Below are 23,633 nucleotides of genomic sequence, written 5' to 3'. Positions count from 1 at the left end.
AATGGCATGATTGATATTTTAGCCGGAATACTTTATCTATGCGAATCATACTATTTTTAGTTTTTTTTATTTCATTTCTCTCTCAAGGCCAATCGAATTATCCTCAGGATTATTTTAGTGCCCCTTTAGATATCCCTATTGTCCTTTCTGGAACTTTTGCCGAATTACGTTCAAACCATTTCCATTCTGGTATGGACATCAAGACTCAAAACCGCACAGGATTACATGTTCTGGCTTCCGCCAATGGCTACGTAAGTCGGATTAAAGTATCGCATTGGGGTTACGGAAAAGCTTTATACATTACCCACCCAAATGGTTATACCACGGTTTATGGTCATCTTTCAAAATTTGCTCCCGAAATAGAGGCTTATATCAAAAAACGTCAATATGAACAGGAGTCATATGAAATTGAAGATTTTCCTAAGGCCGGTGTTTTAAATGTAACACAAGGCAGCCTAATAGCTTACAGTGGGAATACCGGGGGCTCAGGAGGTCCACATTTGCATTTTGAAATTCGCGATAAAGAAGAACGCCCCATGAACCCCATGCTTTTTGGAATTGATTCACCAGATTCCAAAAACCCAGTGATCAAGTCCATTTATGTTTTCCCATTAGACGATACATCTTTTATTAATGGTAAAAATAGCAAACAAAAATTATTATTAGCACCCCTAAAAGGTGGCGATTATACCACCGAAAACATTGACGCTATAGGGCATATTGGTTTTGGAATTGAAACCATAGACCGTTTGGATCTGGCCCCTAACTCAAATGGCGTTTACAACATCCAATCGTTTGTAAATGGCACACAAAACTATGAACTTGATTTTAAACGTTTTTCATTTAGTGAAACCAAATACATCAATCAGCTCATCGATTACGAAACCTATACCACGTCTAAAAAACGCATTCAAAAATTATTTAAGATTAATAATCCGCTTAGTATTATTAAGCCTCTTGTTAACGATGGTATCGTAAAAGTTCAGGACCAAATGAGCATGGTTTATAAAATTCGCGTTTCCGATTTTAAAAGCAATTCATCTTGGGTAACCATACATATTAACGGTAAAACGGACAGTCTTGCTCAAGCAGAAGCGCCTATAGTAACGCCTTATTTTATAAATGCGAATCAAACAACCAATTTAAAAGAAGGACGGGTTTCAGTCGATTTTTATAAAGACACGTTTTACGAAGACTTTTATATGGATTTTGAAGTTAAAAATGATACCGTTAAACTTCATGAAGACACTAAAGCCACCAAAAAGAATTTTAAAATCACATTTGATGTTAGTCATTATAAAGAAGCAGACAGAAGTAAGTTATACATCGCTCAACTTATTGGACACAACCAGAAACCCAGCTATACCTCAACAAAACATGAAGGTAACTTTTTAGTTGGAAACGCTAAAAACCTAGGTATTTATACTATTGCATCAGATACTGTTGCCCCTACTATAAAGCCTGTTAATTTTAAAAATGAGCAATGGATTAGCAACCATAGTGAATTAAAAATTAAAATTTCGGATGATGCTTCTGGCATTTCAAAATACCGAGCTACCATTAATGGCAAATGGATTTTAATGGAATATGAATATAAAAACAACACGTTAACTTACCATTTTAGTGATGATATCATTTCTGAAACTAAAAACAATTTAAAGCTTATTGTAACCGATAATGTGGGAAATAATTCTACTTTTGAAGCGTTATTTTACAGAAAATAAACCAACACATACCTTTGAAAGCTAAAACTTTACTAACCTCCATCCTATTTTTCGTCTTAATCTATGTTAGTGCTGCCCAAACAGCTACTATTAAAGGTGTTATTCTAGATGATCAAAATTTACCTGTGGAAAAGGTGAATATCAAATATCTTAACCAAGGAACCGTAAGCAATGAAAACGGATTTTACACACTTACTATTCCTGCTAATCGGGACATCAAAGTTGTATTTACGCATGTTGCCTTTAAAAATATTGAAAGTGTTTTCAATTTGAAAAATGGTGAAACTTACGAGTTTAATCCGATTATGAATGCTTCCGTAGAGCAAATTGCAACGGTTATCATTAATAGCGGAGAAAGAAAGGCCGTTGAAGGGATTACCACTTTAGATCCTGAAGCCATTAGAAAAATTCCTGGAGCTAATGCCGGTGTAGAAAACTTATTGCTAACCCTACCAGGTGTTAGTAACAATAATGAGTTAAGTACGCAATACTCGGTTCGTGGTGGTAATTTTGATGAAAATTTAGTGTATGTTAATGATATTGAAGTCTATCGTCCTTTTTTAATCCGTTCGGGACAACAAGAAGGCTTAAGCTTTGTAAACACCAATATGGTAAAGAATGTTGATTTCTCTGCTGGTGGTTTTCAGGCCAAGTATGGCGACAAATTATCATCGGTTCTTGACATTACCTATAAAACACCTTATCAATTTGAAGCAAATGCCGATGTGAGTTTGCTAGGCGCTAGTGTTTCTGTTGAAAACATGAGTAAGGACTCCAAGTTTTCTGCCATTGTAGGCGCTAGGTACCGCGATAATAGTTTATTGGTAAATGCTAAAGAAACCGAAACTAATTTCAGACCTGCTTTTGGTGATATTCAAGGGTTTTTTACCTATAAATTTTCAGATAAATTTCATTTGAGTTTTCTTGGAAACGCTTCCTTAAACAAATATAGTTACGAACCACAAACACGACAAACCAACTTTGGTACCTTAGCCGACCCCATGGCTTTATTAGTCTTTTATGAAGGGCAGGAAAAAGATCAATACCAAACCTTATTTGGCGCTTTTAAGGGCAGTTATCTTGCAAACGACGATTTAACTTTACATCTTATCGCCTCCATGTATAATACCCAGGAGCAGGAACACTTTGATATTTTAGCGCAGTACCGATTGGGTGTCGTTAATGCCAATATAGGTGATGAAAACTTAGGTGAAGTAGAGTATAGTGAAGGCATTGGCGGACAATTAACCCATGGAAGAAACGATTTGGACGCGCTTATAACCAATATTGAACATAAAGGAAACTTTAAGCTTGAAGACCATCGTTTCGATTGGTCGTTGAAATACACCAATGAAGATATTCGCGACCGCTTGGTTGAGTGGGAAGTTATTGATTCTACAGGATTTTCAATTCGCCCACCTAAAACACCCTCTAACCAGCAACCTTACGAACCATATACAGGGCCGTTAGAACCTTTTCAAAACGTTAGAGCCTTTAATCACACTCAAATTAACAGAATTCAAGCCTATGCCCAATGGAGTAAGCGTGATAATATAGGATCTAGCGACGTGTGGTACAATGCTGGTGTTCGTATGCACAATTGGACGGTTAGCGGCGATGGCATTGCCTCATCCAATCAAACAGTTTTTAGTCCGAGGGGCCAGTTTTCCATAAAACCAGATTGGAAAAAAGACATGCTTTTTAGAGTAGCCACAGGTTTGTATTATCAACCTCCCTTCTACCGAGAGCTTCGTGATATGAATGGAGAGGTACAACCCGATGTAAAAGCTCAAAAATCAATTCATTTGGTTATAGGAAATGATTACAGTTTTAAAATGTGGAATCGCCCTTTTAAACTGACTTCCGAAGTTTATTATAAAAAACTTACCGATGTCAACCCGTATACCCTTGAAAATGTCCGCATCAGATACCGCGCAAACAACAGTGCTGAAGCTTATGCCTATGGTTTGGATATGCGCTTAAACGGGGAGTTTGTTCCTGGAACGGAGTCTTGGTTCAGCTTCGGATTTTTAAAAACAGAAGAAAATATTAACAACCGTGGCTACATTGCTAGACCTACCGATCAGCGTTTAAAATTTGCTGCCTTATTTCAAGACTATGTACCTAATGTACCAAGCTTGAAAATGTATTTAAATTTGGTATATAACACTGGACTTCCTGGTGGTTCACCAAGTTACGCCGATCCTTACGAATACCAATTACGCTTACCTGATTATAAACGAGCAGATTTAGGGGTACAATACGTCCTTGTAGACCGTAATAAACAATTTGAAAAAGGATGGCGAAAAGCTTTCAAAGAATTGTCTTTTGGTATAGAAATCTTTAACATTTTCGATGTACAGAACTCCATAACCAATACCTGGGTTAGAGATGTTAACAGTAAACGACAAATTGCCATCCCTAATTATTTAACACCACGCGTGTTTAATGTTAGAACAACCATGAAATTTTAAACGTTCACTAAGTCCTTTAAAACATTCACGACGTAATCTACTTCTTCTTTAGTATTAAATACACTTAAAGAAAAGCGTAGTGATGGTTTTTGCAGGTCTTCATCATTTAATATTGCTTCTAAGACATGGGATTTTTTAGAGCTTCCACTTTGGCAAGCACTACCTCGAGAACAGGCTACACCTTTTAAATCCAGTTGAAACAAAATCATAGCCGCTTTATCTTCTGGCATTGGCAAACGCACACTCAATAAGGTAGGACTACTTTTTTCTAAATCCTTGGAATGTCCATTAAAGGCGATATTTGGAATTTCGCTGGTTAGTTTTTCTATGAAATACCCCTTCAAAGCTTTTAGAAATTGAAATTCTGTTTCAAAATTATCATGAGCCAGAATTAACGCGGTTTCTAAACCTACGATACTGGGTACATTTTCTGTTCCCGCTCGAAGGCCACGCTCCTGCTCTCCGCCTACAATAAGAGGTTGTATTCCTGAGTTTTTCCTAATAAAAGCGAATCCTAAACCTTTAGGGCCATGAAATTTATGAGCAGAAGCTGTTAGAAAATCTATGGCAATAGCCTCTAAGTCCAATTTATAATGCCCAATAGATTGAACCGCATCGGTATGTAATAAAGCTTGGTGCGCTTTACACAGTTCTGAAACACGTTTTAAATCTAGAATATTTCCAATTTCATTATTAATATGCATCAAACTCACTAAGGATTTAGCGTCCGTTTGGAGTAAGGCCTCTAAATGATTAAAATCAACTTCACCGTTGGCATCCAAATTCACATAGCTCACTTTAATAGCCTTATCTAATTCAAGTTGTTGAACGGTATTTAAAACGGCATGATGCTCTATACGAGACGTAATTATATGATTTACGCCCAAATCCTTAACGGCGCTTTTTAAAATAAAGTTGTTGGCTTCGGTACCACCGGAAGTAAAAATAATTTCACCAGCCGATACATTTAGGCATTTGGCTACGGTTTTTCTCGATTTTTCCACTAAAGATTTTGATAAGCGGCCAAAGCTGTGTGATGAAGATGGATTACCAAATTGACTTTTCATAACTTCAGCTATTCGCTTAATAACATCATCTCTAAGAGGCGTTGTTGCTGCATTATCAAAATAAACCTGTACCATCTCGCTTGTAAAATTATGTTCTAAGTTCAAAAGTAATTCAAATAAAATTATTATCAATATGATGCGTTATAATTTACAATTCCATTATTTTTGCCTAAAATAATTCCCATGCGTAAACTGTATTTTGTCTTAATTTTGTTGAGTTTAGTGTTTAATTTATCTTGTGATGATGGTGATATTATTACTATTGAATTGGATTTTGAAGACACATTTAGCAGTTGTGGAATAAACAATCTCGTATTTTTTAAAACTAAAAATGATCCTTCAGAATCCTTGTCTCTAAAACTAACCGGAGTTACTTTAGATGATATACTCAGCGTTGAAGCCGATGGTGTTTTTGAAAAGTCGTATACCATCAGTTCTACAAATCCTTTTAATTATAGAACGTATAGCAACACCACCTTACCAAGTGATTTGTTTTGTAGTGATGTACCAAATTCTGAAATAAATATTACAAAAGACATTCAAAGTACCAGTGGCATAGCCGATGTTAAAACCGTTTTAACGGAAGCTGATGATGATGGTATCTCTTCTATATTTGAAGACCTAGATGGAGATGATGATTTTACCAATGACGATACTGATAATGATGGAATTCCAAATTATCTAGATGCTGACGATGATGGTGATAATATTTTAACCAAAGATGAAAACCCAGATCCTAATGGTGATGGCGATCCGAGTGATGCGCAAGATACCGACGGCGATGGCATTCCTGATTATTTAGATGATGATGATGATGGTGATGGTGTAAAAACACGTGACGAAGAAAACCACACCACAGATAATAACCCTGCTAACGACAAAACTATGGATGACCTAGCCGATTACCTAAACCCACTGGTTGCCACAGTCGTTCCTGCTACAGGTTATAGAGGTCATGTTTACTTGCAATATTACAAGGTAACGGTCATTCTTAGAAATATTGATATTGATATTTTATCAGCTGATGAACTTGATTTTGGTGAATTAGAAGACAGCGCTTTAACCAAAACCATCATAGGGGAACCCGTGTTTAACTAATCGGCTGAAACATTTTGGTAAATATAAACTTCGGTGGCTCCTAGACCGTATTTCTGGTAATTAGCATCGTAAAATTTAACATTGTTGTAGCGTCCGAACAAATACTCCAATTCTGTTTTAAGCACCCCCTCACCCACGCCGTGGATAAACACTATTTTTTGAATACGTTTTGAAATAGCGAAATCTAGTTTATGTCTGGCGGTATCTAATTGCAAGGTCAGCATATCATGATTAGTCATCCCTCGGCTAGATTTTATCAATTGATGAATGTGTAAATCAACCTCCATAGTTGGCTCGTACCGGTCTTTTGCACGCTTTTTAGCCTGATGCTTGCGCTTAGGTTGTTCCTTTTCCGAAATGACTGAATGGATAGTCGTTTTGGAAAATAAACCCGTTAAAGCGGCTTCTTTTTGGCTTTTAACCAGTTCATTACTCTGGAATTCTAACAAAAAGCCATCTTCGGTTTCTATAGTGATGGTTTGTGCTTTAATTTGTGTTATAGTTCCAGAAATATCCTCATCCAAAACCAAAACATGGTCACCTATTTTAAAACTCATAAGGCATTGTGATCTTGGTTATCCAAATCTTCATTTTCACTTTTACTTGGTACCGTTTTAGCTACTCTATAAATACCAAGCATAAGCACCACAATACCTCCAATTAATACATATTGGTTTTGATTGGCGTTGGCCTTTGCGTAAATCGCTATAAAAGCGCCTATAACAATGAGTATATAATTTAGGTATTTCATGATCTTTAAGATGATTCCTTCCTATGCAAATTACGGCAAAATTTAGAACTCCTTTTAAAATTATTCAAAATAAAATCCATTAAGTAGAAATAGTTGTAGGTAATTATCAAGCTATATTTGGTATGTTTTATTATTTTCGTTTCATCAAAATCAGATTGTTTTACCTTCTATGGAAGAATACATGCTACCTTGTTTAAATAAAAAGTATTTAGGATTTGAATGCTTGGGTTGTGGTATTCAAAGGGCGCTTGCACTGCTTTTACAAGGTGAATTTATAGCAGCTTTTAAAATGTACCCCGCTATATACACTTTGTTGCTTCTTTTTGGGCTTATTGCCATTCATGCCGTAAAAAACATCAAATTTGGAAATAAAATCATTACGGTTTTAGCCATCATTAATGGTTTGATAATCGTTACCAGTTTTATTATAAAAACCTTTTTAACCAATTAATAATTATTTATGGAACAACAAAAACTCCCCAATTCAACCCTTATTTTAGTATTTGGAATACTATCGATCCCTTTTTGCTGCTGTTACGGCATTATTAGTATAACCCTTGGCATTGTAGCCATCGTATTAGCTAGCAAAGCATCAAAATTATATGCCGAAAACCCTGAGCTTTACACTGGATATCAAAATGTTAAAGTTGGAAAGATATTAGCAATCATTGGTATTGTACTAGGGGTGTTATATATCGCTTTTATTGTAACGTTGATATCTATGTTTGGATGGGAAACTTTACAAGACCAAGAATTGCTACAAGAAAGAATTCAAGATCTTGTGCAACCATAAGTTTTTATTTCATCCTCATAAAAAAGTTGGTGACTCAACATTCATTTAAAATGAAATAGAGTCACCAACTTTTATTTTTTATCTATTTAAAAATGGCTTGCTCCTCTTGAGTAAAGCTCTTTATAATAAATAACACCTTGATTTACCCCTCAAATGCTCTGTAATCAAAATTAATACTGAATAAGATAATGAGTCGTAAATATCTGCTTTTTTGTTTTTAGTGCCACATAGAAGCTTTAGAATTAATAATGAATCGGGCTTTGTGTACACGGACAGTTACTAATACCTTGCAAGAAGTTTAAACCTATAGTTACTAAGTGCGTTCCGGAGTTGTATGCGCCAATATCATTTGTAGTTACTTGATAGGCATATCCAAAGTAAAACATCCCTTTTTGAAAACCTGCCATGGGTCCGATACTAAGCGGATTTAAAAACTGATCGTTTAAGAAGCGGTACGACACACCACCCCAAATGTAATCTTCTTTTCTGTTATAGGCTCTAACTTTAAAGTTCACATCGGTACTAGATCGTTTATCCGAGCTAAACATTTGGTAAAACACAGAAGGTTCATATTCTATCCTCCCGTATTTTCTTCCTAAAGTAATCCCTGAATAGATCTGATAATTAAGTAATAAGTTAGGCTCTAAAGTACGGATGGCTTCATCGATATCTTTGGGTAAAATGTTGTTAGCATTAAAACTTAAAAAATACCCTTTATTTCTATAAAGCAATCCTACATCGAAGTTATGATTAGTAGTTCGGCGATCGTCGGAAACAAAGGCATCCAATATCGGATTTTCATAACCGCCATCAAAATTATTCACATTTAGCTTAAAACTATTCATATTATACGATAAACCAAAGGACAAATATTGCTTTGAATAATAATCCAATATAATATGGTGTGCAAAAGAAATTTTTAAACCCGACTGGAGTGTATTTCCATTTCTATCGTTATACAAAGTTAACCCTACTCCCGTTCTATCGGCAATTCTAATATCCCCATAAAACGCCTGGTTATCTGGCGCATTTTCAATTCCTACCCACTGGGTTAAACCATTAAATCTAAGCTTAACATTATCACCAATACCGGCATAGGTTGGAGATATCACGAAATTATTATCTGCTAAATACTGTGTAAATACAGGTAAATTTAACTCTTGGCCATAGCTTTTAACTACGACCATGAGTACTAGATATATAATAAATTTTCTTATTTGCATAATTTTAATTTCAGCGGTTATTGCTTCTAAATATTCTACCTATAAAGCGTAAAGTGTCCTACAAAATCTCTATCGTAAATAGGGTCATTAAGGTTAATAACATACCAGTAATCTCCAGTAGGTAACTCTTTACCTTCATAATTACCATCCCATTTCTCATTTACTTTTAATTCGGCTAGTTTACGACCGTAACGATCGAAAACTTGCACGGTTAGATCTTTGTATTGTGTTGCACAACCTGGACCCCATCCGTCTAAATTACCATCGTTGTTAGGTGTGAAGTAATTAGGTATACATACATCAATAAATTCGAAATAGCGTGTTGCTGAAGCCTCACAACCGTATACATCACGTACAGTAACCGTATAGTCACCAGACTCGTAGATTAAGAATTTATCGGTACTACTAAAAGGACCACCGTTTAATGAGTACTCATAAGGTTCAACACCTCCTGTTGCCGTAACAACAATTTGATTTAAATCACCATCATCTAGGAGCACTTCCAACTGTGTTATATGATCGACATCGAATAATCTGGTTTGCTTAATACAACCATTTGCATGTCTAACATCAACAAATTGATCGAAACCACCAGGAACATCGATAAAAATATTACTAGCTTGGAAAGGACCTCCATTAAGTGAGTATTCAACTAAACTTAAATCTTGAACACTATCATCTACGGTAACAATCACGCGGTTGGTAGACGTATTATTTAAACAATCGTATTCAACAATCACTGTTGGATCTAAGTGAACAGACTCTGGGAAATCAATCTCCCATTCCGAATCACAGCCTTGAGCATCCACCACATAAACTGTATGATTTCCTCCGGTAAGTCCTGTGAAATCAAATTGTGTTTGTGTTAAAGTTCCTGTTACATAGTTTCCATTAATATCATCTAAGGTTACGCTATATGGCGCTGTACCTCCAGTTATATTAACACTAAACGCACCACTTAAATCTCCCGAACAAATTTCAGGAATAATAGAGGTTGGAATTTCAGTAAGAATAACCGGTGTAGGCTCGCCAATACTAAAGTCGATTACCTCGAAACAACCTGCTTCATCTTGAACAACCACTTGGTAGTTTCCTTTAGATAGGTTTTCAAATAGTCCAGTTTCAAAGAATTGATTTAACTGTGGTGAAATCGCATATTTAATCACACCAGTACCACCAGTTCCCACAATTTCGATACTACCATCGTTACCGCCAGCACATCCAACATCTGAAATCGCATAAGGCGCTGTTAACGGAGCACTTGGCTCACTAATAGTAACTGGTACCGATGTTACCTCACAGTCTACACCGCTAGTAACATAAACTTGGTAATCGCCCGCAACAAGTTCGGTAAATACACCAGGACTATCTTGTACAACAGGTGTGATATCGTTTCCAGAGGTATCTTGTAATGTATAGGTGTAGTTTCCTAAACCACCTTGAGCTTTAGCAACAATAACTCCTGTATTATCACCATAACAATTAATGTCGGCATTAGTCGCATCAATAGCTACAGTTAATGGTACTAACGGATCAATTTTCACTTCATTTGAAAGTCCAGTAGCACAACCATTAGCATCTCTAATATAGTACTGGTATGTTCCTGGATCTACTTGGATATCTACTGTTGAAGTAAAAGGAACTACCGTTGCAAAAGTATCATCAACACTATAAACATAAGGCGCTGTACCGCCAGTGGCAGATAACCTTAGCGTTGTTGAATTAGGCGCACATGTTTGAGTATTGGTAATCACTAAATTACTTTGAATGGTTGTTGGCTGAATAATCGTAATATCTGCTGAAGTCGCCGTACAGTTCCAACCATCTTTAACCGTTACATTATATATACCTGCAGTTAAGCCTGTAAAGCTTGTTCCGGTTTGCGGACCCGTTTGACTTGCTGTAGGACCAACTCTATTCAATACGTAAGTATAATTTGAACCTTGTCCGCCAGTAGTACTTGTAACGTTTATAATTCCTGTAGCATCACCATAACATAGTAAAGCTGAAGCAAGATCTAGTTCTGCCGTTATGGCTATTGGCGTAGGATCAACAAGCGTTACTAGAGTTGTAGCAACACAACCACTAGAATCTCTAACATTTACATTATAATCACCTGCATCTAAGCCAGTAAAATTAAATGTAGAACCAAAGGCCGTTGCCGTACCTCCTACTTTTTCTAATTGATATTCGTAACCACCTGGCCAACCACCAGTCGCACTTGCATAAATGGCACCATTAGCTAAATCACATGTAATTTCTGTATGTGTTTCTAATGCTGTCAATGCTGCTGTTGGACCTGTAATCGTGAAGGCTTTACTGACTTCACATTCTGGTCGGTTAGTTAAAGTAGCTGTAATCGTATAAGTTCCAGCTTCCAATCCTGAAAGTGTTTCAGGACCAGCGCTCGCCACGTTACCCGTAGATACAGGGTTTCCTAAAGCATCAACAATACTGTAAGTAAATGCTCCCGCCTCATCGGTTGGTGTAGGTACACGATCAATAAAAGTAACATTTACAGCTCCATCGCTTCCACCGAAACAAGTCAAATCAACTACATTATCAATAGTTAAATCGAATGTATTTGGATCACTTACATAGTGGAACTTTCTCAAGAAACAATTAGTGTCTAAATTTTGAACCGTCACTAAGTAGTTTGCTATATCTAAGCCGATAAACAGTCCCGTAGTATTAGTAGCTGAATAACCACCTGGAGTTGGTGTACCATCACCTTCAACCTGTTCTACTGTATATTCTAAGTTAGGTGTTCCACCAGTTGCCGTAACAGCCACTTGAATTTCTTCTAGTGAGGTACACGTAATGGCATCATTCACCGTAATGGTTAAATCTTCTATAGAAATAAAAGGATTGATTGTGGTTGAAACAGTCCCTAAACATCCTTTGTCATCGTAAACATTGATGTCATAAGCACCTCCTAATAAATCCGTTTCGGTATAAACATTTCTAGGAGAACGTTGCACTACCATGCTGTTTCTAACAAACTCATAAATTGCATAGTTTCCAGAACCACCTGTAATTGCTGCTTCATCAATTGTTATGGTAGCATATTCTGATGTATTAGTATCAGAAATACATGTATACCCTACAACGTTAACTGTTGGAACATTAATTTCATCTGGCTGAGTAACAGTAACACTTTGTGTTGCAACACAGTTTCTTCCTGAAGTTACAGTAACGGTATAAGTTCCTGCTTCTAATTCTGAGAATATATTTGAAGACTGTGCAGCTACTAGCATTGGACCTACAGTGATTTCATACATGTAAATAGGGTTATCATTCCCTGCAGCTAAATTTACAGTTATCGTACCATCTTTACCGCCGTTACAACTTGTAGGTGTTACTACTGGAGCATCTAAAGTTACAGCTGTTGGTGCCTCTAAAGTAATAGTAGCATCATTTGTACAATTTGTTACAGTATCAATTATTCTAACGGTATACAATGTTGAAGCCGATAAACCTGTAAATACACTTGATGCTTGCGGTGTACCACCATTTAAGCTATACATATAATTTCCTGAACCACCAGATCCTGTAACTGCAATTGCACCATCGTTATTAGCACAAGATGGTAATACTGTCACTTCTGGTAATACGTCTAAAGCAGGATGTACTGTAATTGATGTAGGACTTGTAGCCTCGCAACCATTGCCATCTTTAATCGTTACAAAATAATTGCCAGGTATTAACCCTGTGAATGTTGGGTTATTTTGATAGGAAGCACCTCCATTAATACTGTACTCTAAAGTACCAACGCCAGTGCCTGTAGCTGTAAACTCAAAACCTGAAGTTGTTCCTGTACAAACTGCATCGGATGGCACTGATACTGTAGGTAATGGATCTGTAGCTATTTGTACATCAATTTGAGTCGTACAACCGTTTAGGTCTTTTGCCCAAACATCCCAATCTGTATTTATAGCTGGGTCTAAAACAGCACTAGCTCTAGTATTATAATCAGTATCCACTGGCATAACACCGTCCTCTACAAAGGCATAATTATAATTTGGTGTTCCTGCTGTAGCTTTTACAGTTACTTGTGCTCCAAAATTACAATTTGCATTAATATTTGATATTTCAGCTAATACTAAAGCAGTTGGTTCCGCAATAGTAACATTGGCAGTAGCCGTACAGCCTGTATTTGTATCTACTACTTCTAAAGTATATGAACCTGCTGCTAAACCTGAAACAGTTACTTGGTCGGTAGTTGGAGTCATGCTTGATACCGTTCCAGTGCCTAATGTTAAGGTTGCCGTGTAAGCACCCGAATGGTTCCCAACTGTAAATACCGCTTCACCATTAGTTCCATTGAAACACGATACATCGTTAGAGCCAGAAAGTGCTAGGTTAATATTAACCGCAGGGTCAACTGTAAAGGTTTCGATGTAGTTACAGCCATTGGCATCAACTACTTCAAATGTGTAGGTATCTGGAGCTAAACCTGTAAATGTATAATCCGCTGGCACATCCACCCCACCAGCAACAGCTGTTGGGTAAATAATATTATAATCGAATGGCGCAATAGCACTTGCATTTGGTGTTAATGTCACATCTGAAGTTAATTCTCCTGTGTTACAGGTTACGGTTGTTGCCACGAAATCTAAATCTGTTGGTGGAGTTATTGCTGGTACTACAACATCAATTTGGGTAAGCATATCACAACCATTAGCATCTCTTACCCAAGCCGTAACTGTTCCAGGGATATTTGTTTCAAAAATATTGTCTGATGAATAATTAACTCCACCATCAAAACTAAAAGTATATGGTGCTGTTCCTCCCGAGCCAGTAAAAGTAACTGTGGCACCTTGGGTTACATTACCAACACCACAAGAAAGTGCTTGTGTTAATACGCCTGAGCCACCTACTGGTGTTGGCTCTGTAATAGTAACAGTTTCTGATAAAGAAACACAGTTTTTACTATCGCGTACATATACATTATAAGTTCCTTCTTTCAATCCTGGAAACTGGTTATTATTTCCTTGATAAACAATGCCTCCACCAGAACCATCGTCTATACCAAATTCAAACGGTGCTACGCCTGCGGTTGCTGTAACAACAATACTACCATCCGAACCTCCATGACAACTTACATGGGTGTGGGTTTCCTCTAGTGTTGGCTCTACTGCATCAACGACAACAACTGTTTGCGATGTCGCTTGACACGCATTTGGTGGTGCTTGCGCATCGGTTACTCTAAATATGTAAGAGCCTACTCCTGCCGAGTATGGGTTGCTTGCAGGCATATAACTTAAACCGCCGTTCGTACTTACTTCATATACATAAGTACTAGAAGTGTCACCACCAGTTGCTGTTAATGTAATTTCAGCATTTGGTGTTCCTGTACAATCTATCTCTTTAGTAATAGTTGCATCTAATAATAATGGTGGGTTTACCACATAAGTCGTTGTTGCGACACAACCATTCCCATCTTTAATGAAGAAATCATAAGTTCCTGCTGCAGAAATAGAGAAACTAGAAGTTGTTGTATAAGCACCTGCTACCCCACCTGTTCCCATACTGAATGTTAAAGGTGTGATGGTACCAGTAGTATACATTGATAAATCTACTACTATAGGTGTTGATCCGTCAAAACATTGTAATGGAATCGTTGAATCAAAAGTTGGTTCAGGATCTTTAACTACAGTAACATCGGCTTCCTTAATACAACCATAAGCATCTTTTACATAAACCGTATAATCTCCTGCTGCACGCTCGTAAGTAGTTGCAGCATCCCATCCTGTAGTAGAAGCCACTGGAGCAGGATCTGATTCTGGTAAAACCATATATTCATAAGGCCCAGTACCATCTTTAGCTATGCCCGAAATTAAACCTAGCTCATTACAGTTTTCGTTTCTTGTTGAAGACGCTGTAATATTAAGTAAGATAGCAGATTCGGTGATATTAAACGGCACGGTCACTACGCTACATCCTGCATTAGGTGCACCTGCAGCCTCCTCTACAACAACAATATAGTTCCCAACATCTAAAGGTCCAGCATTTGTAACTGATAATGAAGCACCTGCAGGGACAACATCTGATACTAAAGGACCTATATCATCTAAAGATAAAGCATCTTTAATTTGATAGGTCACCGGTGTATCTATACCATATGCACTTGTAATTTCGAAACTCACACTTCCATCTGCATTACCTGTACAAGTGATGTTGTTTGGAGCTAGGTTATCAATTGCCAACGTTGAATCTGTAGGTGTAGGAGCATCAGCAGACTCATAATAGTAACAACCAGTCAGAGAATCATAAACTACGAAAGTATAAGTTATCCCTGAAATTAAGCCTGTGAACTGAGCTGAAGCAGGAATACCTGTTCCTTGTATCCAATCAGCTGACCCTCCGACAACACCATCCCAAGTCATTCCTGGTCCTGTGTAAATTGCAAAATAGAAAGGTCCTGTACCTGTGATTGTTGTAGCGGTTCCAATACCAACATCTATAGTCGCACCGGCAGCACAACTACTCGCTACGGCATCAATAGTTATATCTAAATCGTCTGGCGGAGAAGCCACTAGAACGTCTTGAGTTAAAATTGAACAACCATTATCATCTGTAATTATAATTTCATATAATCCAAAATCAACAACTTCGAAAACTTGAGTTGATCCATCTTGACCTGGAATAGAATTATCGTAACCGTTACCCCTTACATGATAGGTATATAGACCTGTACCCCCGGTTACCGCATCAATAATTACCTCGCCCAAAGAAACCGTTGTTCCTGTTCCGTCAACCGTACATCTAACAGGCGTGGTATCATGAGTTAATACGAGTGGATCTGGTTGATTTATCGTAATAGTTTCTGTATCGGTACATCCTTTAGCATCAGTAATAGTAACAACATAATCACCTGCTGCTAAACCTGAAGTTTGGGTACCATAACCTGTTCCTGTTGTTGTATTTTCAACATTAAAAACAAATGGTGCTTCACCTAACGATGGATCATGAACGATATCGATAGCTGCAGTTTCTTCACCATTACAATTTATAAATTGTGTTTGAGTGACACTTGTAATATCCGGATTAATCGCTGGATTAACCGTAATCTCAGCAGTTTCAACTTCACAGCCATTAGCATCTATAAACTTAAATTGGTAGGTCCCATCCACACTTATTGAATATGGTGACGTCGCAGTAATATTATTATACGTTCCACCGTTAAATGCCACTTGATATGCATAAGCCGTACTAGTATTTCCTCCAGATACTGATAATTCAATTGTAGCTTCTTGTGGTGTACTACACGTTAAATCTTTGGTTAAAATGGCAGAACCAGTAAGTGGTTCGTAAATATTTATATCGCCACTATCTGCTGTACATCCGTTAGCATCTTTTACTCTAACGCTATATGTTCCAGGGGTATTTATAGTAAACGTAGGGCTTGATTGATAACTTATACCACCATCTATACTATACGTTAATGGAGCAACCCCTGTTCCTGTTGCATCAAAGGTAAATCCACTTGTTGCCGTACATTGATTTGGTGCTAAACCAGGAATAATCACCGTTGGTAATGGATCGGCAGTTAAGGTTACTTTAGTAAATACGGTACAACCATTGTTATCCTCAACATATACATCCCAAACTAATTCGGTTCCCGAATTGGTATCAACAATCACTACGTCACTCGAACCAAAGGTTGTTGGCGCCGTAGATCCACTAATTACTGCTGCATAACCGTAATTTGGTGTTCCTCCAGATGCTACTACAGTTATTTGTGAAGAATCTTCATTACAAAATACATTGGTTCCTGTAGCCGAATCTAAACTTAATGCTGTTGGTTCTACAATAGTAACCGTATCGTTACTTAAACATCCTGTTATTTCATCTTCCACTTCAATATTATAAGTACCTGCGACTAAACCATTAAGAGGGATGCTAGATGCCGATTGTCCGGTTATAGCAGGACCACTATTCACTGTATAACTATATGTTCCTGAAAAACCAGAAACCTCTAATTCTATAGCTCCAGTGGCATCTCCTTGGCATAATACATCACTTTGTTTTCTTGCAATAAGAGCAATAGGAGTTACTGCACCTATCGTATAAGATTCTATATATGAACAACCATTAGCATCAGTTACTTTAAAAACATAAGTTCCTGCCGCTAATCCTGTAAAGTTCCCATCGGTATTAGAAGTCACTGCTGAAGTTGGGTCGGTAATCTCATACGTTAATGTGCCTACACCTCCTGTAGAAGTCACGGTAACATCAGTCGCTGGTGCGTTACAAGTTACGGCGCTTGAAGCAAAATCTAAATCGGTTGGAGAATCTAAGGGGTCGATAGTTAGTGAACCAGTAGCTGTACAACCATTAGCATCTTGAACAGAATAGTTTATACTTTGTACCGAACCGTTATCATAAACATTTAATGTGCGCGTGCTACTAAAATTCGTGCCATCAAAACTATATTGATAAGGTGAAGTACCCGTAGTTGGTTCATCTATAGTAACCACTGCGGCTTGCTCGACATTTGAAGCATCACAACTTAAATTTGTTGCATTCGCAGAAACTACTAAAGCTGATGGTTCGGTTAAAGTTTCGCTACCTGTAAACTCACAACCTAAAGCATCTCTTACAGTATAATTATAAGTACCATCTCCTAATCCTGTATAGGTTGTAGTAGATGTAAATATACTACTATTAAAACTATAGGTAAACGGCGCTTCTCCTCCAGAGACTTTAATTTCTACAGAACCATTAGTTTCTCCGTTACATGCTGGATTAATAGTATTGGTTGAAATTGTTGGAATTAGTTTATCATTTACAAGTATTTCGGTAGATAAAGCGGTACAACCGTTAGCGTCGGTAACTTGGAATTGGTAAGTTCCTGCTGTAGTTGTAGTATAATTATAAGTTGTTCCCGAAGTTGCAATAGTTCCTAAATCAGCATAAGCGGCACCATCAATAGAAACGGCATAAGTATAAGGTGCATATCCGTTAGAAATGGTTCCTGAAATTTGAGCTTCAGGCAATGCAGAACAATCTAAACCTTTATCCAATTGTGCTGTAATTTGTACTTGAGGTGCTATGGTTTCAGCTGGTAAAGTAAACTCACAACCGTTGGCATCTCTTACGGTTATAACATAAGAACCTGGAGTTAGGTTATTAAAAATATGGTTTCCATCGAAAGGAGTTGGCGTTCCTGAATTTCTTTGAATACTGAATTGGTATGGTGCTAAACCAGTAGAAGCATCAACTTGAACTTCTAAAGTTGCCCCAGTTGTTGTGGCATCGTAGCAATAATCTACATTAATAAGACTTGCCTTTGGTGCGGTTGCTCCTGTTAAAGTAAGCGGTTCACCAGTACCATTGGTACAGCCGTTTGCATCGGTTACACGTACAAGATAATTACCTTCTGGAACATCGGTTAAAACACCACTTATTGGGAAAGTATTAATTAGAGTTGTTCCTGTAGCATCATATAACTCATATGTAAACGGTGCTGTTCCTCCTGTAGTTGTAGCTGTTACTGTTGAATTTTGAACACAGGTAATAGGTGTTGCGTCTAAATTAAGAGCTATTGCTGCTGGTTCTGTAATGGCTTGTGTAAAAGAAAATTCGCAGCCTGTTGAAGTCGCATCGTAACGAATTTGAACATCGTAGGTGTTTGGTCCTAAACCTGTAATGCTATAAGGAGATGTGGTTACGGTATTCCAAGTAGTCCCCCCATTAATAGAATATTGATAGCCATTAGTCGCATCGAAATTACTAGCTGTAATTTGTATTTCACCATTGTTTGCACCAAAACAATCTACATCGCTGGCACTTACAACATCGGCTGTAAAAGCTTTTTCTGCTTCTATAATAATAGGGAAGTCTACGCGATCAATACAGCTCTCTGGTAATTGATACACTCTAATATCATCTATGGCTACATCGTTACCACTAGTTTGTCGCACCGTAGAACGCACTAAGAATTCTAATGTCGTGTTATTCCCTGGGTTTAAGGTTATTGGTGTTTTAGGATAATTCTCCCACTGCTCAGATTTTGGAACGTTCCCAGTTGCAAAACTTGAAATCTCTTTCCCTGAAGCATCTACTAAAGCTACCGTTAAATTTGGATCAAATTTGGTAGTGTGACTTTGCATTAAATTATATACAAAAAGTTCAAAATTAATAGGTTGATTTGGGATGATATCATTAATCGTTTTACGATAAAGCACATCTTCTTCGGGTAATTGATCACCAACATTTACAACCAAGGCACGGCCTTTAGGATCTGCATTATTTGAGGTATGATCGCCCGGTTGACTCCAATCTCTATATGGTCGAACAATATGGGCAGTTACCGTATAATCACCATCATTAATTCTAATACTACCACGACACCAAATGCTGCTATCGTTAATTTGACGTTCAAAACAATAGAAAGCTGTATTAATCCCTGGAGAAGTGGTGTCATCACCAGAACCAAAAGTTTCTAAAAGTAAATTACTATAGGTTGGAGCATCAACTAATTTATAGGTAACACTAACTGTATGCGAACCTTGTGGTACATTAAGGAAGGTTGTAGGATCGGCAGTGTTTGTATTTTCAACACCATTTAATAAGTAGGTGTATTCGAAATTAGCCCCTCCTGTATTGGTTACATTTACCGTTGCGTTTGCAGTACCATCACAATTATACACGGAATCTACATTATCATCAATGGTTGGTGGCGTTGGTTCTGGATCTAAAACAACACCGGGCATAGAAAAAACACACCCACTACTATCTCTAATGTACAAGGTATACGTACCCGGGAATACTTCGGCTTGATTAGAAGTCACCCAAGTCGCCTGATTGTCAAAACTATACTCATAAGGCGGCACACCACCTTGAGGGTTCGTAATTCGAACAGTGCCTTCTCCATTAACGCCACATCCTGCTAATTTTGACACTCCTGCAGAAGCTGTTAACGCATCACCAGGACCATCAATAATAATATCTTGAGGCGTACTAAAACATTCAACACCATTTAAGGTATACCTAATCATGGTTGTATAGGTACCTGTATCTAAATTAGAAAAGGTTGGATTAGACGAATAGGTTGTGCCATTGTCTATACTATATTCAATAGTATAACCATTGGCATTAGTGACATTAAAATCAATTTGTCCAGAAACAGCACCATAACAATTTACATCTGTTCCAGAAACCGTAAATACTGGTTCGTCCAATTGATCTACGAGAACAGTTATATCAACACTACAGTTATTAATATCTAAAACTGTAATATCATATACTCCAGGGGTATCTACGATAACCGTGCCTGTTGTTTGAAAATCTGTTGTACTATTAATATAATAGTAATACGGCGCGGTTCCTCCAGCGGGAATAACTTCAATTTCTCCATCTACACAAGTTATATTAGTAACATTAGCTGTGGCTGTTAGTGGCGTTGGATTAATTAATTCTACAGTTTCTGAAAGTACACAACCATCATCTGTGGAGGCCTGAACATCATAAACACCTGTATTAAGGTTATCAAATAAATACGTTCTTTCTGTAATTGGACCTACCGTACTTACAACGGTTCCTCCTTGTGAAATTGTATATGTATATTGAGCTTCAGCATCGTTTACTGAAAGTCTAATACTTCCTTGTTCATTATGACACAACGGTTGATTATCTGTAATAACCAATTGCGGATCTAACTCACTTATTTGAATGTTAGGAATAGTGAAAACACATGGGTTAGGAGAAACATCTTTCTGACGGATGTATACAGTATAAAGTCCGGCAGTAGGAATAGTGAAGTCATTTTCGTCTTGCCAAGAACTATTATCTAAACTATACTCATACCCGGAAGGCACATCATTTACTGTTATTTGTCCTTGTGTGTTACAAATAATATTTTGTATAGTATGAGAAGGGTTTAAAAGATTGGTATAAACATTAAAATAGAAACGGTTAAAACAACCTCCGGGATAGTTAATTGTCAGTCTGTATTCACCTGCCGTATCAGCCATAAAATTAGGACCTGTCCCTGCTTCAATCCAATTACAACTAGGGTCTTCATTTGCACAAGCTTCATTTATTACGGCAGAGCAACTATTAGGATCCAAAGTTTCCCAAACTATGGAGGTCGTATCTGAAAGACTAGTTTCTATAAATTTCCCACCATTTCCTCCACATAAGAAAATATAGGGTAACTGTTTTCCATCATTAGGACACTGAACAATTTGATCGGCATAAGGAATTACTGGATTTGGTACATTTGCACCAAAGGTTACAACTTTAAATTCTTTTTGAGTGGATTGACATGGCGCTAATGCGGTGTTATTAACATAATAAGTTCCTACTTGATCAACCGTAATTGTCTGTCCTGTACCAATTACTGGTGTTCCAGTAGAGCTCGTAGACCAAGAATAGGCATCATAGCCTCCTGGAGCTGTTAAAGTTGTGTTTTCTCCACATAATATAACTTCTTCTGTAAAGGTACATCCAGAAATATCTGCTAAAAAGTTGGTTGATTGAGGCGTTAATAAACATCCATTTATAGCATCGTAACTTGGATCATCAGATATGGTAAGCCCACTAATCTCTCCTGTATAAGTTGCATAGGCTTGATTTTGTACTAAATTAGAGCAAGCATCACTCAGTTCATCACATGAGTTCACAACTTGTACACTAAATTCAATTTCACTTAGTAGACCACTATTTTTTTCTACTAAACGATCTTCTACAGCAAAAATAATTTCACGTGTTGCAGGATTGTAACTTACAACTGAAATACCATCTGATAGGGATATAATATCTGAAGCGCTATCAAAATTAACATTTATAGGTAAGATATCTCGGATTGTTAAATTTATCGCATCATCGTTACCAATATTTTCAATACCTATAACATAATTTAATTGTTCTCCAAGATTAACCACTTCTCCTCCAATATCATTTCCTTTATCGTCTTGAACGACTTTTGTTAAACGAATGTTAGGCTCAATAATATCAACGGCAAAGGTTGCTAAAAATGCCGCATACCCATCACCCTCGGTTGTTAACCTAAAAGTTCCTGAAGTTTCGTCATTTGGCAAAATCGAATTGTTTGGATTTGGGATATTAACCGATTTAACTTCAAAACCCATTGTGTTTTCACTATTCGGGTTTCTATTAGTCATATAAGCCCCTTCTTCGGTAATTCTAGAATTAAAAAAATTACTGGCATCATTTAACCCATCACTAATATCCGTATAGCTATTATTTTTTCCTGCTTGAAATTCAAAGGAATCACCAAATAAACTGTAATCTCCTTCTAGTGCAGCCACGCCTACTTTTGCGTATACAGGTAAATTATTAGGTAATGTTTGGAAACCACTTACATCGAACTCCGCTACTGAAGCCCCCCCATTTCTTACCCCAGCAAAACCATCAAAAACAGAGATAAATTTACTTGGTAAAGAAGGACTTTCATAAATAACAACTAGCGTCCAACCAGCAGAACATCCACCACGTTTATGTCCTCTAGTAGCATGCTGATTCGCAATAGTATAAGTACCATCAGCATCTGCTAAACCTTGTATGAGCCCCGTTACATCTTTAAAGCAGGTATAAGGAGCGTCAGGAAAAGAACCATCTACGGGATCATTGGGATCAAAACCATCAAAAATAGTTTCGTCTGCTGTTATATCTAAAAAATTAGTAAAATTTGGCAACTTAAATTTTACTTGTGTAAAATTATGCGCCCTTAAATTATCATCATCTACATATTCACTTCTATCATTTGCATATTCGTTACCATAAGCTGCCGACCAATATAAACCAGCCCAAACTATTTGCTTACAATCGTTATTAATAGCTAAATTAGCAGAACTTGAACTGAAAATTGAAGGATCGCCACCACTAGCTTCATTTACATATACACCTTCATAATTATTGTTTATCGCGGTACCATTATAAGGTAATGGTAAGACATCGCTAGAATTATTATGGCGTTCTCCACCAGTAATAATATTATTACCTATAAGTTTTATATCTCCTTTAACTTTTATACTACCTCCATCAAGCCTTGGTGTAAAAGGTATCATTACCTGAGAGAATGCACTATTCCCAAATAATGTTAAGAAAAACAGCAAAAAAAAAGTGATTTTTTTATCTTTTATGCTACGAGTTACAAAACTAGCCTTCGTAAAAATATCACATAGGAAAGACCTAAATGTCAAGCAAGTAGTTTTTTTCATGTTGGTTATAGTTTGAGGTTGTTTATATTACAATTTCACAAGAAATCACAATAAAAACTAAGCTTACCTACACGTTCTTTTAGTATTTACTATACTTAAAAACGCGCAGTTCAACTATCTTTTTGGTTTTTTAACGTTATAAATATCGGAAAATATTTCGGAACAAAACATAGAGTTTCTAAAAATAATGCGTTTTATCGATGAAATAACACCTTTTATACGGATTTCTAAAGACCGTGTAAGTAAATAATTATATAAAATGGAATGGTTTATTAAAAATATAAAACCTCTAGCCTTGTAAGATTAATTAG

10 protein-coding genes are annotated in these 23,633 nt (G+C 37.0%); 5 read left to right on the top strand and 5 right to left on the bottom strand.

Annotated elements, in window-relative coordinates; genetic code table 11:
* The first annotated feature begins 38 nt into the window (after positions 1-38).
* A complete protein-coding gene (locus C1A40_RS12280) occupies positions 39-1,724 on the top strand; it encodes a M23 family metallopeptidase (RefSeq protein ID WP_102996143.1) in 1,686 nt (561 codons plus the stop codon).
* 14 nt (positions 1,725-1,738) lie between these two features.
* Entirely contained in the window at positions 1,739-4,198 is a 2,460-nt protein-coding gene (locus C1A40_RS12275) for a TonB-dependent receptor (protein WP_102996142.1), read from the top strand.
* Here the strand turns inward: C1A40_RS12275 and C1A40_RS12270 are convergent.
* Entirely contained in the window at positions 4,195-5,340 is a 1,146-nt protein-coding gene (locus C1A40_RS12270; RefSeq protein ID WP_102996141.1) for a cysteine desulfurase family protein, read from the bottom strand. The genes C1A40_RS12275 and C1A40_RS12270 overlap by 4 nt on opposite strands.
* Positions 5,341-5,448: 108 nt before the next feature.
* Here C1A40_RS12270 and C1A40_RS12265 point away from each other — a divergent pair, with 108 nt between their 5' ends.
* The gene (locus tag C1A40_RS12265) at positions 5,449-6,363 is read left to right on the top strand and encodes a hypothetical protein (protein WP_102996140.1); all 915 of its coding nucleotides are present in this window, start codon (positions 5,449-5,451) and stop codon (positions 6,361-6,363) included.
* Here the strand turns inward: C1A40_RS12265 and C1A40_RS12260 are convergent.
* Both C1A40_RS12260 and C1A40_RS12255 read right to left on the bottom strand, forming a co-directional pair.
* Positions 6,360-6,920, bottom strand: a complete 561-nt coding sequence (locus tag C1A40_RS12260; RefSeq protein WP_102996139.1) for a Smr/MutS family protein — start codon at positions 6,918-6,920, stop codon at positions 6,360-6,362. The genes C1A40_RS12265 and C1A40_RS12260 overlap by 4 nt on opposite strands.
* A complete protein-coding gene (locus C1A40_RS12255; protein WP_102996138.1) occupies positions 6,917-7,114 on the bottom strand; it encodes a hypothetical protein in 198 nt (65 codons plus the stop codon). The genes C1A40_RS12260 and C1A40_RS12255 overlap by 4 nt, the downstream gene beginning before the upstream one ends.
* Before the next feature lie 169 nt (positions 7,115-7,283).
* Between C1A40_RS12255 and C1A40_RS12250 the strand changes: the two genes are divergently transcribed.
* Both C1A40_RS12250 and C1A40_RS12245 read left to right on the top strand, forming a co-directional pair.
* Positions 7,284-7,565, top strand: a complete 282-nt coding sequence (locus C1A40_RS12250) for a DUF2752 domain-containing protein (RefSeq protein ID WP_102996137.1) — start codon at positions 7,284-7,286, stop codon at positions 7,563-7,565.
* A 9-nt stretch (positions 7,566-7,574) separates the two neighbouring features.
* Positions 7,575-7,907, top strand: coding sequence for a CCC motif membrane protein (locus C1A40_RS12245; protein ID WP_102996136.1), 333 nt, complete (start codon positions 7,575-7,577; stop codon positions 7,905-7,907).
* A 242-nt stretch (positions 7,908-8,149) separates the two neighbouring features.
* Here C1A40_RS12245 and C1A40_RS12240 read toward each other — a convergent pair whose 3' ends face one another.
* Entirely contained in the window at positions 8,150-9,130 is a 981-nt protein-coding gene (locus C1A40_RS12240; protein ID WP_102996135.1) for a PorP/SprF family type IX secretion system membrane protein, read from the bottom strand.
* A 35-nt stretch (positions 9,131-9,165) separates the two neighbouring features.
* Positions 9,166-23,169 (bottom strand): T9SS type B sorting domain-containing protein, encoded by a 14,004-nt coding sequence (locus C1A40_RS12235; RefSeq protein WP_158651354.1) that lies wholly within the window; start codon positions 23,167-23,169, stop codon positions 9,166-9,168.
* Positions 23,170-23,633 lie beyond the last annotated feature (464 nt).

Origin of the sequence: Tamlana carrageenivorans (assembly GCF_002893765.1) — a bacterium.
GTDB lineage: Bacteria > Bacteroidota > Bacteroidia > Flavobacteriales > Flavobacteriaceae > Pseudotamlana > Pseudotamlana carrageenivorans.
This window is presented reverse-complemented; position numbering and strand designations above follow the sequence as displayed.

Coding starts and splice junctions, on each gene's coding strand:
- C1A40_RS12260 (WP_102996139.1), bottom strand. CDS start 6,920: ATGAGTTTTAAAATAGGTGACCATGTTTTGGTTTTGGATGAGGATATT.
- C1A40_RS12235 (WP_158651354.1), bottom strand. CDS start 23,169: ATGATACCTTTTACACCAAGGCTTGATGGAGGTAGTATAAAAGTTAAA.
- C1A40_RS12270 (WP_102996141.1), bottom strand. CDS start 5,340: ATGGTACAGGTTTATTTTGATAATGCAGCAACAACGCCTCTTAGAGAT.
- C1A40_RS12255 (WP_102996138.1), bottom strand. CDS start 7,114: ATGAAATACCTAAATTATATACTCATTGTTATAGGCGCTTTTATAGCG.
- C1A40_RS12245 (WP_102996136.1), top strand. CDS start 7,575: ATGGAACAACAAAAACTCCCCAATTCAACCCTTATTTTAGTATTTGGA.
- C1A40_RS12240 (WP_102996135.1), bottom strand. CDS start 9,130: ATGCAAATAAGAAAATTTATTATATATCTAGTACTCATGGTCGTAGTT.
- C1A40_RS12280 (WP_102996143.1), top strand. CDS start 39: ATGCGAATCATACTATTTTTAGTTTTTTTTATTTCATTTCTCTCTCAA.
- C1A40_RS12265 (WP_102996140.1), top strand. CDS start 5,449: ATGCGTAAACTGTATTTTGTCTTAATTTTGTTGAGTTTAGTGTTTAAT.
- C1A40_RS12250 (WP_102996137.1), top strand. CDS start 7,284: ATGGAAGAATACATGCTACCTTGTTTAAATAAAAAGTATTTAGGATTT.